General features: G+C 68.9%; 14 protein-coding genes. 8 read left to right on the top strand and 6 right to left on the bottom strand.

Annotation, left to right across the window (positions count from 1 at the left end):
• Positions 1 to 529: 529 nt before the first annotated feature.
• Together ACQPZQ_RS24640 and ACQPZQ_RS24635 are read right to left on the bottom strand one after the other, a co-directional pair.
• On the bottom strand, positions 530 to 1,045 hold the full coding sequence (locus ACQPZQ_RS24640) for a universal stress protein (protein ID WP_433284419.1): 516 nt from the start codon (positions 1,043 to 1,045) through the stop codon (positions 530 to 532).
• 104 nt (positions 1,046 to 1,149) lie between these two features.
• Entirely contained in the window at positions 1,150 to 2,088 is a 939-nt protein-coding gene (locus ACQPZQ_RS24635) for a universal stress protein (protein WP_433284418.1), read from the bottom strand.
• An 811-nt stretch (positions 2,089 to 2,899) separates the two neighbouring features.
• Here ACQPZQ_RS24635 and ACQPZQ_RS24630 point away from each other — a divergent pair.
• On the top strand, positions 2,900 to 3,526 hold the full coding sequence (locus ACQPZQ_RS24630) for a universal stress protein (protein WP_433284416.1): 627 nt from the start codon (positions 2,900 to 2,902) through the stop codon (positions 3,524 to 3,526).
• Here the strand turns inward: ACQPZQ_RS24630 and ACQPZQ_RS24625 are convergent.
• A complete protein-coding gene (locus ACQPZQ_RS24625) occupies positions 3,516 to 4,700 on the bottom strand; it encodes a cytochrome P450 (protein ID WP_433284414.1) in 1,185 nt (394 codons plus the stop codon). The genes ACQPZQ_RS24630 and ACQPZQ_RS24625 overlap by 11 nt on opposite strands.
• A gap of 261 nt (positions 4,701 to 4,961) precedes the next feature.
• Between ACQPZQ_RS24625 and ACQPZQ_RS24620 the strand changes: the two genes are divergently transcribed.
• Positions 4,962 to 6,005, top strand: a complete 1,044-nt coding sequence (locus ACQPZQ_RS24620; protein ID WP_433284412.1) for a GlxA family transcriptional regulator — start codon at positions 4,962 to 4,964, stop codon at positions 6,003 to 6,005.
• A 16-nt stretch (positions 6,006 to 6,021) separates the two neighbouring features.
• A complete protein-coding gene (locus ACQPZQ_RS24615; RefSeq protein ID WP_433284410.1) occupies positions 6,022 to 6,444 on the top strand; it encodes a hypothetical protein in 423 nt (140 codons plus the stop codon).
• 243 nt (positions 6,445 to 6,687) lie between these two features.
• Here the strand turns inward: ACQPZQ_RS24615 and ACQPZQ_RS24610 are convergent, their stop codons facing one another.
• Positions 6,688 to 7,938, bottom strand: coding sequence for a haloalkane dehalogenase (locus ACQPZQ_RS24610; protein WP_433284409.1), 1,251 nt, complete (start codon positions 7,936 to 7,938; stop codon positions 6,688 to 6,690).
• Between the two features lie 169 nt (positions 7,939 to 8,107).
• The gene (locus ACQPZQ_RS24605; protein WP_433284407.1) at positions 8,108 to 8,458 is read right to left on the bottom strand and encodes a UBP-type zinc finger domain-containing protein; all 351 of its coding nucleotides are present in this window, start codon (positions 8,456 to 8,458) and stop codon (positions 8,108 to 8,110) included.
• Positions 8,459 to 9,270: 812 nt separating this feature from the next.
• Between ACQPZQ_RS24605 and ACQPZQ_RS24600 the strand changes: the two genes are divergently transcribed.
• The 3 genes from ACQPZQ_RS24600 (at position 9,271) to ACQPZQ_RS24590 (ending at position 11,858) form a co-directional block, all read left to right on the top strand.
• On the top strand, positions 9,271 to 10,671 hold the full coding sequence (locus tag ACQPZQ_RS24600; protein WP_433284405.1) for an amidase: 1,401 nt from the start codon (positions 9,271 to 9,273) through the stop codon (positions 10,669 to 10,671).
• Between the two features lie 294 nt (positions 10,672 to 10,965).
• Positions 10,966 to 11,427 carry a hypothetical protein gene (locus ACQPZQ_RS24595; protein WP_433284403.1) on the top strand — a complete coding sequence of 154 codons (462 nt, stop codon included), beginning with the start codon at positions 10,966 to 10,968 and terminating at the stop codon, positions 11,425 to 11,427.
• 74 nt (positions 11,428 to 11,501) lie between these two features.
• Complete coding sequence (locus tag ACQPZQ_RS24590) at positions 11,502 to 11,858, top strand: HAD family hydrolase (protein ID WP_433284401.1); 357 nt, start codon at positions 11,502 to 11,504, stop codon at positions 11,856 to 11,858.
• Here the strand turns inward: ACQPZQ_RS24590 and ACQPZQ_RS24585 are convergent.
• Entirely contained in the window at positions 11,838 to 12,767 is a 930-nt protein-coding gene (locus ACQPZQ_RS24585; protein ID WP_433284399.1) for a LysR family transcriptional regulator, read from the bottom strand. The two genes, ACQPZQ_RS24590 and ACQPZQ_RS24585, sit on opposite strands and share 21 nt — an antisense overlap.
• A 144-nt stretch (positions 12,768 to 12,911) precedes the next feature.
• Between ACQPZQ_RS24585 and ACQPZQ_RS24580 the strand changes: the two genes are divergently transcribed.
• Positions 12,912 to 14,291 carry an MFS transporter gene (locus tag ACQPZQ_RS24580; protein WP_433284397.1) on the top strand — a complete coding sequence of 460 codons (1,380 nt, stop codon included), beginning with the start codon at positions 12,912 to 12,914 and terminating at the stop codon, positions 14,289 to 14,291.
• A 629-nt stretch (positions 14,292 to 14,920) separates the two neighbouring features.
• Positions 14,921 to 15,418: a YybH family protein gene (locus ACQPZQ_RS24575; protein ID WP_433284395.1), complete on the top strand. Its 498-nt coding sequence runs from the start codon at positions 14,921 to 14,923 to the stop codon at positions 15,416 to 15,418.
• Positions 15,419 to 15,780 lie beyond the last annotated feature (362 nt).

The following is a 15,780-nucleotide window of genomic DNA, read 5'->3' as shown; positions in this document are numbered from 1 at the left end:
GTCGCGGGGGTTCTGCGACGCGGATGATCCTCCGGACCACGACCCGAGAGGTCGATGTCGACGACGTCGCTCTCGGCGAGGACGAGAAGATCATTCTGTTCGTCGCTGGAGCCAACCGCGACCCCAGCGAATGGGCTGACCCGAACGTCGTCGACATCCCGCGGCGGGCTATCGGACACCCTCACCGTGCCCGATCGCCTCATCGGCCTGGCTGATCCGCGGTGGAGGGGTCAGCTGCGACCGACGGCCTCTCACTGAGGAGTTCGCCCGCGACTCGCGGGACCTCGAGTTCCCGGACCCGGGTGAACCAGCGATCAGGCAGGGCCGGCGTGCACGCGAGCAGCACCGGCCCCGTGCCGAAGCCAGCCATCGCCGGGGCGAGCCCGAGTGGCGCGAGGCCGTAGGCGAAGAGGAAGTCGATCGAGGCGGGGCGGGCGAGCAGCCGTGGCTCGACCTGCGCTGGGTTGCCGTGAACGGGCCGCGGGGCTGGTTCCGTCCGGCGCCTCGTGGCTACCTGCCCGCTCGTGTTTCAACCCAGTGCGGGGGCCGATTGCTCCACGGCCTGCTCTTCCACTTTCTCCGCGGGTGTATGCACGACTGTGACCGGGCAGGTCGCGTGGAGCACACACTGCAAGCTGACAGAACCCATCAGCATGCTCGTGAAGCCACCGCGTCCGCGGCTTCCCACTACAAGGAGATCCGCAGTTCGGGCGGCTCGTAGCAGCGCGTCAGCTGCACTTCCGCCTACGGCTGTCACGGTGACCGGCGGCAGCTGTGGCATCTCGTCGACCAGGCTCCCCGTGACGTCCCCAACGACCGTCTCGACCTCCTTGCGCACCGCATCGTGGGCCTCGGCCAACGACGGACTGTCTTCCGGCGGGAATGCCCTGTACAGGGCATCCCAGTAACCAGGAATCTCGAAGGCGGCGACCACCTCCACGGCGGCATCGCGACGCGCCGCGTCGTGCAGCGCGAACGCCAACGCTGCGCGGCTGGCCGCTGATCCGTCCAACCCGACGACGATCCGATCGCTTCTCTGCGTCATCCTTCTCCTCCACCTCGGCATACAGGCCGGACGGCCACCGGAAGTGATCACTCAGGGATTCCGCTCGTCATTCCGTCGCTGCATCTCGTCACGGTGGGGCCACATCACCACAGCTCACTGCGATCGTGAGGATTCCGCTCGTCCCTGGTCACGGTCGAGGTGGATGCGAGCACCGCTGCGTCCCCCGCGGCCACCGGGTTCACCACCATGACGGGCACCGGGCAACAACGAAGCACCTCGTGGCTCGTCGAGCCGAACAGCGCCCGTGCTGCGGCGCCGCGGCTACGGGTGCCCAGGACCAGGAGACGGGCCGCCACCGCCACGCCGAACAGCGCGGCAACCGGCTGCTCGTGTATCACCTGGAGCTGGACCTCGACGTCGGAGTATCGACTGGTCAACGGGGCCATCTGGTCGGACAGGCGCGCCAGTGCGGCGTCATGGGCACTCTGTTCATGGCCGGTGATGTGATCGCGGAACGGGCCGGCACCGTGCAGGGCGTGCACCACCACGACCCGGCTGCCGTGCCGCTTCGCGTCGGTGAAGGCGGCCTCCAGCGCAGCTGCGTCGACGCGTGGGCTGTCGACGCCGACGACGGTGTCCCCGGTTCGGCGCGTTGACGCGCCGCGGACCACCACCACAGGGCACGGCGCGCGCCCGCACACGTCGAGTACGACGGAGTGGACGAACGCCTCCGGGAATCGCTCGCCCCCGCTCATCCCGAGCACCAGGAGCTCGGCGCGCTCGGCCACATCGAGCAGAGAGCAGACCGGTGTGTCCTCGGTGCGATTCGTCGCGACGGGTAGCTCGGGATGCGTGCGTCGGGCAACGGTGAAGGCGCGGGCGAGGATGTCGTGGGCCCGACGTAGCCCGGGCCGGGTGTGATCAGCGGTGTAGGGGGCAGCGTGCAGGATCTGCAGGGGGAGCCCCCGCAGCTGGGCCTCAACCGCCGCCCAGCGGACTGCGTCCAACGCGGTGCGGCTGCCGTCAACTCCGACGACCACGCCGAGCCGGGCTCCGGGTGAGTCGTTCACGGTGGGGGCCATGCGCGTCTCCTCTGGTCCGGTGCTCTCGGAGGCGAGAGTGCTCCAGGGAGGAGTCGGCTGACAGGTTCGCTCGACCCGAGCGAGGCGGGCCGAGTGGCCTTTCCTCACCTTTGTCGGACCCGGAGCCGGCTGCATTGCTGCTGTTGCGGTCGTACAGCCGCACGTTCGACGGGTGGAAACGTTGGCCGCCCGCAAGGATCTGGCTCTCCGGCGGATACGGCCGAACGGTGAGGGAGGAGCCGGCCCGGCGTCTCGAAGGAGCGGCCCTTTCGGCCTCAGGTCGCGGAGCCCCTGACTCTGCGTTGCTGAACCGGGTTCTCACCAGCCTGTACGCGGTCCGGACGGAGGCAGCACCAATGGATGCCAGCGCCATGGAGGCGTTCACCGAGAACCACCTCCCCGTCGTCGCGGGAGTCGATCCGGCGGACTCGGCGCGTGATGCCGCGGAGTGGGCGGCCGACATCGCAGCGGTGTGGGGTGCGGCGTTGCGACTGGTGCTCGCCGTACCCGGCACGCCGGACGACGGACCGAATTCCGCCGCCGCCGTGGCTGACAGAGCTGGAGCACGGCGCCGAGCGGGCTGGGGCACACACCGAGGTAGCCGAGGTCGTGGCAGGAGCGACCGTGCAGATTCTCGCCGACTAGGCAGCCCACGCCCGGCTGCTCGTTCTCGGCAGCTACGGGCCACGTGCGTGGACAGGGATGCTCGCGGGCTCGGTCGCGGTCGGTCTCATCGACGGTGTCGCCTGTCCCGTCGCGATTGTCTGCGGTCCCCATCCCCAGGTTCCGCCACCGCGCAGTGGCCCCAATCGTGGCGGGTGTCGACGGTTCGGCGGCCGGACACGCGGGGCTGATGCTCACCGCGGAGCTCGCCGACTCCCTGGGAGCGCGGCTCGTGGCGGTGCACGCGTGGGCGGACGTGGTGCCTGGCCCCCACGGGGGCGGGCGGCGCCTGCACGAGGACGCGGTGATCCTTGCAGAGGACGGCGCGCACGTTCTGGACTCCGAACTCGATCTCGTCGCAGCAACCCACCCTGCGCTACCGATCGATCGGGTGCCGGCGGAGGACACAGCACTGCGGGCGCTGCTCCATCACGCCGCCTCGGCGCGGATGCTGGTCGTCGGGCACCGCGGCCACCACCAGATCGACGCAATGACGCCCGGCTCGAGAGTATCGGGCTCGTCGAATGTGCTCCGTGTCCTGTTGTGGTGGCGAAGCCCGAACAGATCGGTGGTGCCGGTCCTTCGGTCCGGACCTCTGCCGCGGCAACGCAGTAACCGATGCGGGGTTACCAACCCGAGAGACGTCGGGCGCGCTGCTCATGGCCGCATCGGGAGTAGCGCAGTTCGGCAGATCGCGACGTTCGAGAAATCGGCGATGATCTTCATGGCTTCATTTTTCTGGTTCGTGGTGGGGAATTTGTTGTCTACCAGGTGACGGGGAGACGGTACAGCCCGTACACCGATGCTTTTTCCTTGGTGGGGATCTCGTCGACGTCCACGGCGAGCTTCAACCCCGGAATCCGGCGGAACAGCGTTTCGAACACGATCTCCAGCTCGGCCCTCGCAAGGTTCTGGCCCAGGCACTGGTGCGGCCCGTACCCGAACGCGACGTGGTGCCGGGCGCCGCGCTCGACGTCGAGCACATCCGGCGAGTCGAACACGGACCGGTCCCAGTTCGCCGCGTACAGCGAGGGCAGCACACCTTCACCGGCCTTGATCAGCACACCGCCGAGCTCGACGTCGGCGAGAGCCACGCGAAGCGGGACCGTGTCCGTGATCGAGAAGAAGCGCAGCAGCTCCTCGACCGCAACCGGTGTCTTTCCCTGGTCGGCCGCGATCAACCGCAGTTGCCGGGGGTTTTCCAGCAGCCCGAGGACCCCGACCGAGATCATGTTCGCCGTCGACTCGTGCCCGGCCGCCAGGAGCAGGAACGCGAGCCCGACCAGGTAGGCGTGGTCGTAGGTGCCCGCAGCACGGCTCTCGGTGATCTGCCGACCGAGCAGGTCGTCGGAAGGCGCGGCTTCCTTCGCAGTGATCAGCTCGTCGAAGTAGCGATGGAGTCGCGCGTAGGTGGCGGCGGTTTCCTCCGGTGGAGTCTCCCGGCTGAACAGCTTCTCGGTGTTCTCTTGGAAGAAGGCGTGATCCACGTATGGCACGCCGAGCTGCTCGCAGATCAGCAGCGACGGCACCGGCAGCGCCAGCGACGGCACCAGATCAGCCGGGTGGCTGGCTGCGAGCAGGTCGTCGATCAGGCCGTCGACGATCTCCTGGATTCGCGGGCGCAGCGCGTTCACGCGCCGGAGCGTGAACTCGCCGAGCACGCCGCCGCGAGCCGCCCGATGCTCCTCCGCGTCCATCCCGAGCATCGTGCGCACGGGTTCCTTGTCGTTTCCGCGAGACAATCGCGGAAAGCCGGGTTTCTCCCGGTCCGAGGAGAATCGCGGGTCGCTCAGCACAGTTCGCACGTCCTCGTAGCGCGTCACGAACCACGCGCGTGATCCGTTGGGAAGGCGGACGCGAGTAACGGGTTCTTCGTCGGATGAGCGTGCGTGCAACTCCGGTTGTGTGAACGGGCAGGTCCGCGCCACCGGCAGCTCGGGAGTGCTCATGATTATGATCTTTCCAGGTCGCCGACAGCTGTACAGCCGGTAGATGGACGCGTCGCCTTGAACGGCAGTTGGTCGCCCGGCAAAGCTATCCGCAGAATGGGCGATATGCGTGTTGTGGAGCCGTAGTGCTGTCAAACGCCCCGCCTCAACAGCACTGCGGCTCCACAACACGGTTTCTAGGACGGCCGGGCCTGGCGGCGACCGGAGACGCGCCGATCCGGGCGGTTGTCCGGGGGCGTCGGCGCGAGCCAGGCTGGGGCCATGGATCCTCGGGTGCCGCACGTGGTGGCGGTCGTCCTGTTCCCTGGTGTGGACGCGCTCGACGTGACGGGGCCGGCGGAGGTGTTCACGCTCGCGACGAAGCGCCTCGCCCGGGACGGGAGCGCGGCCGGCGGGTACGACGTGCGGTTCGTCGGTGAGCGGGAGGGGCCGGTCCCGACCTTCTCCGGGCTGCGGCTGTGCGCTGAGGAGACCTTCGCCTCGTGGCAGCGGGAGATCGACACCCTGCTCGTGCCCGGCACCGTCGAGATCGAGGACAATCACCCTGTGCCGCGCACCGACGCCGCCGCCGTCGAGTGGGTGCGCGCGGTCGGGCCGGGGGCGGGGCGGGTCGCCTCGATGTGCGCGGGGGCGCACCTGACGGCCGCCGCAGGGCTCCTCGACGGCTACCGCGCGACCACGCACTGGGCAACCGCCGCCGAGCTCGCGCGGTACCCGCAGGTCGAAGTGCTGACGGACCCGATCTTCGTCCGCTCAGGGAAGATGTGGACGAGCGCGGGGCTGACGGCGTCCATGGATCTGGCGCTGGCGCTCGTCGCCGAGGACCACGGCCACGAGGTCGCGCTCGATGTCGCCCGGATCATGGTGATGTACCTGCAGCGGCCGGGCGGCCAGAGTCAGTTCAGCGAGCCGCTGGCGCACCGGCCCAGCACCCGGGACGACCTGCGCCGGCTCCGAGCCTGGATCGGTGAGCACCTCGCCGGGGACCTGTCTGTGACCGCGCTGGCCGAGCGGGCGGCAATGAGCCCGCGGCATTTCGCCCGGGTCTTCCACGCCGACACCGGGACCACGCCCGCTGCCTACGTCGAGAGGCTGCGGCTGGAGCTGGCGCGGCGGCTGCTCGAGCAGACGGACCGCACGGCGCAGAGCATCGCGCGGGAGAGCGGCCTGCGGTCCGTGGAGACGCTGCACCGGGTATTCCGCGACCGCCTGCGGACCACGCCAGGGGAGTACCGCCGCCGCTTCCGCCCCGATCCCGCCGGCGCTCACCAGCCGCGTATCGGGGGAACGGTGCCGCACGGATGAGCAGCGGGAGGGCGGCGTGGCTGGTGAGCCATCGGGCGCGCCCGGGCAGCGCCCGCGACTCCGCGCGCCAGTAGCCGCTCGCCGCCCGGCCGAAGCCGTCGTGCGGGTACTCGCGCAGCAGCCGGTCGACCCAGCGCGGGTCGACCTCGTCGAGGCGCTGCCCGGTGCGATCGAGCAGGGCGCCCGCGGACACGAGCGCGCCGGGATCGGCGAGGTCCTCGGCCGCGCCCGTCGTGATGTGGGCGGCGATCGCGGCGCCGATCGCGCCGGCCCGCTCCGCGGGGGCGCCATGCCCGAGGGCGAAGCGCTCGGTGTCGAGCCCGCCGGCGACAGCGAAGCAGTTCGCCAACCTCGCGTCGTGGAGCAGCGCCGCGACGACGCACAGCTCCTCGTCCGGCCGGGCCCCGTAGAGGCGACGAGGGCCAGCCCGTACAGGTAGGTGCGGAAGGAGTGTGCGAGCAGGGTGTCACGGGCCCGTTCCTCGTCGGCCCTGACGAGTGCCGGGTCCGGCCAGGTCAGGTCAGGTCGTCGAGAGCGACGGACCCGGTTCCCCGCCACGGAGCACGAAGCGCAGCCGGCCCGCGGTGTAGCGCAGGTCAGGGGCCCACAGGCCCGCCGCTGTGCCGGACCGAGGATCCATCCGGTGGATCTCGCCCACTCCCAGCTCAGCGACGGCAGGGCGTCACCGGGCGGGGAGCTCGTCGAGCCAGTGGGCGAGGGCGCGCCCCATGCCGTGGGGGTCCTCCTCGGGGATCCAGTGGGAGCCGGTGACGCGGGCCTCCGTCAGGGCCGTGTACCAGCGGATCGCGGCGGCGCGACGTCCGTCGAGGGCGGCGATGCCGCCCGGGTGTGCCTGCAGGAACAGCTTCGGGACGGGGCTGGTCGCGAGCCATGCGGCCTGCTGCTCGAGCTGTGCCCGGACGGGAGTGTCGTCGTCGCCGAAGGGCACCTGGCGTGGCCAGTCGAGCGTTGGCCGGCGGCCCTCGCCGGGCAAGGCGTACGGGCGCGCGATCTCCGTGAGCTCCTCCGGTGCGAGTACCCGGGTGAGGAGGCGCGGAACGCTCTCGACGAAGGCGTTGTGCTGCAACACCGCCTGCTCGCCCTCGGGGGAGCGGAGGAACCGAAAGAGCGGCTGCACCGCCCCCGGCCAGTCCTCCCAGTCGAAGGGCGGGGTCAGGGCCTCGCAGAAGGCGATCCCGGCGGTCCGGCCGGGGTGCCGCATCGCCCAGTCGAAGGCGAGGTTGGCGCCCCAGTCGTGGCCGACGAGGACGACGTCGTCGCCGACGTCCAGTGCCTCGAGCAGACCGTCGAGGTGGCGGGCGTGCTCGGCGAAGGAATAGGTGCCCTCGCCGGAGCCCGGCAGCTTCTCCGAGTCGCCGGCCCCGACGAGGTCCACGGCGAGGAGCCGCCCGCGGCCCTCGAGGTGCGGCATCACGTTGCGCCACAGGAAGGATGACATCACGTCGCCGTGGAGGAGGACGATCGCCCGCCCCTCGCCGTGCTCGACGTAGCTCATGCTGTGGCCGTGGGACACGGCGGATTTCTTCGGGTACCGCGACTGCGGGGCGATCTCCTCCGCCTGCACGGCCGGTTCCTCCAGCCGGGCGTTCGCGGTGAACAACCCGAGCGGGGTCAGGGCGGCGCCGGAGAGGTTGACCTGGTCGAAGTAGCTGTACCAGCCCGAGGCCTCGACGGCCTTCTCGAAGAGGCGGCGGGTCTGGAGATCGGGCACGCGGTAGACGCAGAAGAAGTCGTAGGGCGCGCGGCGGTCGGTGTCTGGGTCGTTGACGCCGTACGCGACGACCTCGATGCCCAAGGCCTGTAGCTCGCCGGCGGACCCGAGGATCTGCCGGGTGAACTTGTCGCGTTCGCCGTCGGTGAGCCCGGTCCACGCCTCGGTGTAGCGGTACAGCTCGATGAAGGTCTGCAGCACGCGTCGAGCGTGTCGCCGCGGCCGGACGGCAGCAATGACACGGCTCTGCAGGATCCGGCCATGGCCAGGTCTGGGAACCCCGACAGCTACGCGCGTGGACGGCGCCTCCGCAGGTGCTTCAACGAGGGTTCCGCGTCGCCTGACCGGGGAGGTCAGGCGACGCCACTTGTCACCGGTGGAGGTGGTCGGCCCAGTCCGCGGGCACGCGGTCAGCGGGGCCCGGGGCGGTTTGCTCGACCGGGCGGTGCGTCGGCGCGGTCAGCTCGGGACCGTGGTCGTACTTGACTTGCTTCTTGTAGTCCCAGAACCACTCTTCACCCGGCTCGAAGCTGCGCGCGACCGGGTGTCCGGTCGAGGCGGCATGGGCGCTGCCGTGCTGGCTGGGCGACGTGTCACAACACCCGATGTGGCCGCAGAGCGCGCAACGGCGCAAGTGATACCACCACCCTTTCGGGCTGGTTGCTTCGCAGTCGGCACAGCCGGTACCGCTCGGCGGCACCGTGGGATCGACACCCTCCACGGGAATCTCCTTTGTTCGTTGCTCGAATCCTGAGCGTGGCTCGGGACCACCGGGCGGTCCTGTTGGGACGTCCGGTCAAGGACCGGAAGAACTCCAGCAGGGCCGCTCATAGTTCCTCCGGAAATATTCGATTCATGCCTCAGGCGTCGATCGCGCCTGCGGCGGGTTCCTCGACCGCAGGACGTTCGAACGGGCGTTCCGGTGGATGCAATACGGGATGGCCCCAGCTGTCGGCGTCGCGAGCATCGGCATACCGGCTCTGCTTCCGCAACCTTCAAGGAAGAATTGTCTCCCGGTCGGCGAGAAAATGCCCGTCCCGAGATGGCCAAGGGGGGTCAATTGGGCAACTCGCCGGACTTCACAGTGAGCCAGTGCACATCGCGAAGCGCTTACTCTGCAGTACTTTGGAATCATGGCCAGGGCGGAACAGGGGTAACGGGATTTCGTCGACATGGACGCGGGGCACTCCTTGGGCTACGTCCGTCCTGTGAGGCAGATGCATGCGCAATCCCTTCCATTGTCATTTCGTCATCCCCGGATCTTGAGCCTGTCCAGGCAATGGCTCGTACATTCTGTAGGCCGGTAGGCGTAGAACGTGACAGTCCCACAAACGAATGTTGATTCGGCGAACGAGGTCTGCCCGATCGCACATTTCTGGGCGTTGCGCAAGTGTGAGATCGAGATATGTCGATCGTCGACATCTTCGAACCGGCGGAGACCTCGGCGGTCTCGACAAACAGTAGCTCGCTTTCACGTCAAGCTGGCGCACGCGGTTCTTCTGAGGCGAGTGGAAAGAAAGTAGGCGTGGGGCAATGGCACAGCTGTGGAAGTTCGACGGTGTCGAAACCGCGGCGCTGGTCCGCACGAAGCAAGTCTCAGTGCGCGAGGTGATCGCCGACACGCTGGAGCGGCTGGACGAGGCGAACCCGGCGATCAACGCCGTCACGTTGGCGCTGCACGAGGAGGCGCTGGCCGCTGCCGACGAGGCCGACAGGGCTCTGGCGCGGGGCGACGCGGTGCGACCGCTATCCGGCGTGCCGGCGACAACCAAGGTCAATGCCGACCAGGCAGGGTGCCCGACCGATGATGGTGTGGTCGCTTACAAGAGCCGGATGGCGAGCCGCGACAATCCCCTGATCGCCAACATGCGCGCGTCCGGCATGATCATCGTCGGTCGTACCAACGTGCCGGCCTTCTCGATCGGCTGGTTCACCGATAACGATCTGCATGGGCAGACGCTCAACCCCTGGAACAAGGACCGCACCTGCGGTGGCTCCAGCGGTGGCGCGGCCTCGGCGACTGCCGTTGGGATCGGCGCGATCGGCCAGGGTAGCGACATCGCTGGTTCCGTGCGTTTCCCGGCGTATTGCTGTGGCCTCGTCGGTTTGCGGCCGACCTACGGCCGTATCCCTCGGTTCAATTTCACCACGACAGGCAGGCGGAAGGTGTCGTCGGCGCTGATGTCCGTGCCGGGGCCGCTGACGCGCACGGTGCGCGACGCGCGCGCGGCGCTGGCCGCGATGTCGGTGGGTAGTCCGTACGACAATCGCTGGGTCGACGTGCCGCTCGAGGGACCGCCGGTGAAGAAACCGATACGGGTGGCGATGGTGATCGACCCGGCCGGGCGCGGCGGTGTCGCGCCTGAGGTGGCAGAGGCGATCCGGCAGGCTGCGGGGTGGCTCACCGATGCCGGCTACATCGTCGAAGAGATCGCACCGCCGGAGTTCGGTGCCGTGATCGACCTGTGGCCGCGGCTGGCCATGGGGGACACGATCGGGGACGCGGCGAGCGTCGCGAAGTACGGTGACGACGCCACCCGCACCTGGGTGGGTCTCTGCCTTGAGGTCTTTTCCGGCTGTGGACCGGAGGACATGGTCGAGGCGATGGTAGAGCGCGATCGGTTGCTGGGCTTGTGGCAGCTCTTCTTCGAACAGCGGCCGCTGATCCTCACCCATAGCTGCGCCGAGCCGCCGTTCCGCCTCGGCCGCCTGGTCGATGTACCGAGTTTCCAGGACGTGATGCGCGCGCAGTCGACGGAGCTCGCAGTGCCGGTGCTCGGCCTGCCGTCGATCGCCGTGCCCACGGGCGTGGCCAACGGTCTGCCGATCGGCGTGCAGCTCATCGCCGGCCGCTACCGCGAAGATCTCTGTCTGGAAGCCGCCGCGGAGATCGAAGCTCGCGCCGGCGTGCGCACGCCGATCGATCCGAGATGACCACTCCGAGTTGCGACCCTCCTCGCCGAGCGAGTGCCGACCGAGACCGATCGACTCGCTGCGCCACCGGCGGACGCGCCGCTGGTCACGACCCTGGCGCTGCACACCGGTCTGCTGTTCGTGCTCCTGGAGCAGATGTCGACCTACGGCGCCCTCGGTCGTCGCCGCCCTGGGCGACGTCTCGCCAGCAGTGACAACCGCTCTCGAGAACCGGGGAGCGCAGGTCGTCGAGAGCGTCGCCGCCCCTCTTCTCCACCGAACAGGTGCTTCACCGCGAAAGGAAGATGTTCGACCATGGCTGAGTACGACCAGCGAATCCTTCGCGTCGCTGCAACGAACGGGACCGTGGCGGAGACACTCGACTCGCCTGCTGTCCCCGAGGCATTGGGCAAGGCCCTCGCAGCAGTGCTGCGAGCCAACGATCCTGATGTCGTGGCGTTCTGGAGTTCGGCGGACACCGCGGTGCTGGCTCACGTCGTGGCTCGAGAACTCGGGGCCGAGCTGTTGCCGGTCGCCGAGGACCAGGGGCGCATCCTGGTGAGCCGCCCCATCGGCGCGACCGCCCGCGTCGCCGTGATCGACATCGACTGGACTGACAACCTCGGTCTGGCCCCGCTGACCCGCGCCCTCGGCGGTCCGACCGTCGTCGTGGCCGCCGGCTCAATTCTGCGGCCGGTCACGCCTGTGGACGAGGGAGCGGAGCCAACCCTGCATGTCCTCGAGCCTGCTGGGGACTCCGCGGACGCCGCCCGGTGACTCGACGATCGCACTGCCCCGGCGTGCCGGGGCGAGCGTCCACACGGACACCAATCGGATGCGGTGTCCGTGGGGTGCTGGCCGTTGCCGACACCCCCAACGACGGCGCCGCCGACACCGTCGCCGAGTTGCACCGGACGGGCCTGCAGGTTGCCATGGTCACTGGTGACAACAGCCGGCCGGCCCAGGCGATCGCGCAGCAGTCGGTTATCGACACGGTGCCGGCCGAGGTGTTGCCCGCGACAAACAGAGAACGGCGGTTACAGAAAACCGGAAACGGGTCGGCGGAAACCGCCGGCCTCGCAGATCCTGTTGATAGAGGGGCTAGGCCGTACAGATGGACTGACGTCGATGACTGGACAGTCGCCGCGATCACCGACCTGTTCGCGCGCCCATCTGAGCGAGCATTCCTACCCCCACTCGCCGCCTGATTGCGGTTCGTCTATGTCGTCTATGTCGTCGGCGTGGGCCAGGAGGTGGTCGCGGAGTGCGCGGGCCGTGTCCGAGAGATCGCGGTCGCTGGTGAAGCAGGCGACCAGCCGCCGGGCCGCCCATGGTTCGGCCAGGGGGATGGCGGCCAAGGTGCCGCTGGTGAGCCGGCGCCGCACGCTGTACCAGGGCAGGATGGCGATGCCGATTCCCCCGGCCACGGCGTGACAGGTCGCGTCGATGCTGGGCAGCCGGACACGATACCTGGGCTGGGTGCCCAGCGGCTGGGCGTGCGTCTCCAGGTGCTCTTGCAACGGGTTGGCGACGTTCAAGCCGACGAACGCGCGGCCGAGCACGTCGGCGTACGGCACCCGGGACAGGCGGGCCAACGGGTCGTTGGAGAGGGTGACGACTACCAGCGGATCCGGGCGGACCACCCGGGTTTCCAGCTGCCCGAGTTCGACGGAGTCGGCGACGATTCCGATATCGGCGCGGCGTTCGGCCACGGCCGCGATAATGCGGTGGCTCGGCCGTTCCTCCAGGTCGATGCGAGCGTGCGGATACTGGGCGAGAAACGAGACGGCGACGGCGGGCATGAGGCTCTCAGTGGCGGCGGTGTTGGCCTGAACGCGGACGGTGGCGCCGTGCCCCTGCGCGTACTCGTCCAGTTCCGTGCGCAGCTGGCCGATCGCGTGGAACACGGACCTGGCATGGCGGAGCAGCACTTGTCCTGCCGGCGTGAGGGCGACTCCGCGGCGGCCACGGTCGAAGAGCGTCACGCCCAGGGTGTGCTCCAGGCTTCGGATGCGCCCGCTGGCCGAGGGCAGGGACAGCCGGGCACGGGCCGCGCCGTGCGTGATACTGCCTGTCTCCGCGACCGCCGTCACAAGGTCGAGATCGATGAGGTCCATTGACGGCCCCTGTCTTGGTGATACGTCCAAGGCACGTCAAGCCTTCGGCGCTTGCGAACCCTATCTGATAACACTTCGCATTTACCTGCTATCTTTCGGTAGCCATAATGAATCACGATGGCTACTGCACATTCTCACCCGACTATGCCGATCCGCACCGAGCGCGGCGGCGGGCTCGCGCTGACCGGAATCTGCCTCGGCTTCTTCCTGGTCCTGTTCGACGCCACCGCGGTGAACGTCGCGACCGGGGACATCACCAGGGGCTTGGGAGCATCGGTGATCACCCTGCAGTGGGTGCTCAACGCCTACACCGCGGCGTTCGCAGCCTTGATGCTGACCGCGGGCAGCCTCGGCGACCGCTGGGGAGCGCGCCGCGTCTACCAGGGCGGCGCCGCGCTGTTCGCGGTGTCCAGCGCCGTATGCGCGGCGGCGCCCAACGCGACCACGCTGGTCACGGCGCGGGCCGTGCAGGGGATCGGTGCGGCAGCGGTGGTGCCGTGCTCGCTGGCACTGATCGCGCACCTCTACCCGGAACCCATCGCCAGGGCTCGCGCGCTGGGTATCTGGGGTGGTGTCTCGGGCATCGGCCTGACCGCCGGCCCGGTGATGGGCGGATGGCTGGTCGCGGCGCTGGGCTGGCGCTCGGTCTTCCTCGTGGTGGTGCCCGTTTCCGCGGTGTCGATAGCCCTCATCGCCGCGCGCACCGGGGAGATACCGCGCCACGCCGCGACCCGGCCCGATCTGCGTGGCCAGCTGCTCGCCGTCGCCTCTCTTGTCGCGTTGACCGCGTCGCTGACCATGACGTCGACGCTGGGCTGGAGCTCGCCGCTCGTGCTGGGCCTACTGGCCGTCGCCGTGGCACTGGGAGCCTGCTTCGTGGTGGCCGAGCACCGTGTAAGTGAGCCGATGCTGCCGCCGGCACTGTTCAGGAGCAGCGCATTCAGCGGTGCGACCGGAGTCGGGCTGCTGTTCAATTTCGGTCTCTACGGCGTGCTGTTCTGCATCACCATTTTTCTGGAGCGCACGCTGGGCCAGTCCGCCGCGGTCACCGGCGTGGCACTGTTGCCGCTGACCGCGGTGACCGCGCTCGGCGCCCTGTTCTCCGGTCGCGTCACCAGCAGGTTCGGCCCCCGGCTGCCCATGGCGCTCGGGCTGTCCGGCGGGCTGCTCGGCACGTGCCTGCTGGCCGCCTTCGGCGACCACTCGGGGACGCTGGCGCTGGCGGTCTTCGGCGCGATCACGGGCTGTGTCGGCCTGTGCATGCCTGCGATGACCGGGGTCGCTATGGCCGGGCTCCGGCCGCAGTGGACCGGACTCGGCGCGGCTACCCTCAACGCCGCGCGCCAGGCCGGGGGAGCGCTCGGCGTCGCCCTGCTCGGCAGCACCGCGTTGCAGCGGCCCGGGGCGTCAGGCCCGGACCTGCCGCACCTGCGGCTGCCCATGATCCTTGCCGCTACCGGCTACCTGATCGCCGTCATCGTCACCCTCACCGCGATCGGTGGCCCCACAAGGCGACCTCGGTGATCACCGACCCCTGCTCCTGCGCGAGGGGTCTTGATGCCTGTTTACCCTGCTACTGCCCTGAGCGCTATTCGCTGCGCGTCCACGGACTGCCTGTGCCATGACCGCGTGCCGCGCTACCCGTCAGACCTGACCGATAAGCAGTGGTCTGTACTCGAGCCGTGGGCACGCCAGAACGGGGTCGAGTGGCGTGCCGTCCCTGTCGATTTCCCGCCGTGCGAGACGGTATACGCGTTCTTCGAGCGGTGGAACGGCGTGCCGCAGGCGCTGGTCACCCGGCTGCGGGAGCTGCTGTGCCAGACCAAGGTCCGCTCTGAGGTGGGTCTCCATCATGTGCCTTCGTCTCACACATAGGCTAACTCGAATTATTCCGCATTGTGCGCCCATTGGCGCTAGGCGACGCTTGGATCGTGTCCCGCGGGAACTAGCCAAACTCGACGAACCGCCCCTCCTCACCTGCTGGCGCCTATCAGCGTCGATAGCAGCTAGGACTCCGTGGCCAGTTCACTGCAGTGCCGCGCCTGGCCGGCCAACCGGAGTCAGATCCACCTCCACAGGAAAAAAGGGGCAAATGACCGGGGCAACCCTGAACCTGAGTGGCTCGTCGATGAGCAGACCCTTTGGGTGCGTCGATGTCGAATGAGGAGCGCCGGGCACTCGAGGGCACGGCTCACCGCTGTCCGAGCCGCACCGCATCGCAGTTCAACCAACACGAACGGGAGACCGAAATGTCCGAGTCATTCTCACTGCCCACCAAGCCCGAAGACATGGTCCCGGCGCTGGTTGAGCGATTCAACTCCGGCAAGGTCGACGAGCTGCTGCCCCTGTACGAGACGGAGGTCATGCTCGTCAAGCCCGACGGGCGGACCGTCACCGGTCACGCCGAGATGGCCGCCGATCTCAAGCACTTGGTCAGTTTCGGCCTGCTGAAAGCCAACACGCGCCATGTGTTCACCAACGAAAGCATCGCCATGATCATTCTGGACTGGGCAATTGACGGCACCGGTCCCGACGGCGAGCACGTGCACTTCCATGGCACGGCAAGCGATGTCCTGCGCCGCGGCGCGGATGGAGTCTGGCGCTACCTGATCGACAACAACCAGGGGACGGCCGTGCGGCAGCCTGCCTGACACGTGTGCGCCACGGCGGCTCCTCGGCGACGGACCCGCTCTTCAGCGTGGCGTCGACGAGGGGCCGCCGTCGTACTCAGGAAAATCGGGCGGATGTGGCTGAGCAGGCTCCTGACCCCGGAATCTTCGGGCTCTGGCGGGAGGTTGCCGGGTGGCCGCCGCGGTGTTCGCCGGCGAGGGGCCGGAGAGCCTGCGGCGGTTCCCGGAGACCGGCCGGGAGGAGCCAGCAGGACGGGTGCCCGTCACGAGCGTTCTGGATTCAATTCGGAGCATTGCCTGCACAGTCCTGGCGTCGCAAAGCAGCGAGCTGCTCCAGACCCTGCCGAAAAACTACTCACCCCGCCGCGGCCCAACCCGGCCGC

Origin of the sequence: Pseudonocardia sp. CA-142604 (assembly GCF_050948475.1) — a bacterium.
Classification (GTDB): domain Bacteria; phylum Actinomycetota; class Actinomycetes; order Mycobacteriales; family Pseudonocardiaceae; genus Pseudonocardia; species Pseudonocardia alaniniphila.
Note: the sequence above shows the minus strand (reverse complement) of the source record. Positions and strands in the feature narration are given on the sequence as shown.

Bases quoted from the DNA above. Each gene is read 5' to 3' on its own strand.
- ACQPZQ_RS24640 (WP_433284419.1), bottom strand. From the start codon at position 1,045: ATGACGCAGAGAAGCGATCGGATCGTCGTCGGGTTGGACGGATCAGCG.
- ACQPZQ_RS24620 (WP_433284412.1), top strand. From the start codon at position 4,962: ATGGATCCTCGGGTGCCGCACGTGGTGGCGGTCGTCCTGTTCCCTGGT.
- ACQPZQ_RS24595 (WP_433284403.1), top strand. From the start codon at position 10,966: ATGGCTGAGTACGACCAGCGAATCCTTCGCGTCGCTGCAACGAACGGG.
- ACQPZQ_RS24635 (WP_433284418.1), bottom strand. From the start codon at position 2,088: ATGGCCCCCACCGTGAACGACTCACCCGGAGCCCGGCTCGGCGTGGTC.
- ACQPZQ_RS24585 (WP_433284399.1), bottom strand. From the start codon at position 12,767: ATGGACCTCATCGATCTCGACCTTGTGACGGCGGTCGCGGAGACAGGC.
- ACQPZQ_RS24575 (WP_433284395.1), top strand. From the start codon at position 14,921: ATGTCGAATGAGGAGCGCCGGGCACTCGAGGGCACGGCTCACCGCTGT.
- ACQPZQ_RS24625 (WP_433284414.1), bottom strand. From the start codon at position 4,700: ATGAGCACTCCCGAGCTGCCGGTGGCGCGGACCTGCCCGTTCACACAA.
- ACQPZQ_RS24600 (WP_433284405.1), top strand. From the start codon at position 9,271: ATGGCACAGCTGTGGAAGTTCGACGGTGTCGAAACCGCGGCGCTGGTC.
- ACQPZQ_RS24580 (WP_433284397.1), top strand. From the start codon at position 12,912: ATGCCGATCCGCACCGAGCGCGGCGGCGGGCTCGCGCTGACCGGAATC.